At 34.3% G+C, this 391-nt stretch carries 1 protein-coding gene; it reads left to right on the top strand.

What is annotated here, in order from left to right; all coding sequences use genetic code 11:
* Positions 1-70: 70 nt before the first annotated feature.
* Positions 71-391: helix-turn-helix domain-containing protein (locus tag PL9214_RS29360; RefSeq protein WP_139295209.1), on the top strand; the 321-nt coding region annotated here is incomplete at its 3' end.

Below are 391 nucleotides of genomic sequence, written 5' to 3'. Positions count from 1 at the left end.
ATATAGCACTTCCAAATGAGTTATAATAAATGTAAGGTTAGCAATAATCCCCCAAAGCTGGCAACGGAAAATGAATATAATCGACGAAATAGACGATTTTATCAATCAGACAAAAGATCCTAGAGAAATTAAAAGAGCGATCGCTGTCAAACTCAAATTACAAGGTAAAGCCTACCGGGAAATTCAAGACTTATTACAAGTTTCTCAAGGATTTATTAGCCAATGGAAAAATCGGGTGCTTGTGGAAGGAGTAGACAGTTTAAAACTTCAATATAAAGGAAGGAAAGGTTATCTAAGCCCTGAAGACAAACAGAAAATTATTGAAGAATTAAGGGAAAGAGATTGGTTAAGATTGTCTGATTTACAAGTTTTGTTAGAAAGGGAGTATGGA

This window comes from Planktothrix tepida PCC 9214 (assembly GCF_900009145.1).
Taxonomy (GTDB): Bacteria; Cyanobacteriota; Cyanobacteriia; order Cyanobacteriales; family Microcoleaceae; genus Planktothrix; species Planktothrix tepida.
Note: the sequence above shows the minus strand (reverse complement) of the source record. Positions and strands in the feature narration are given on the sequence as shown.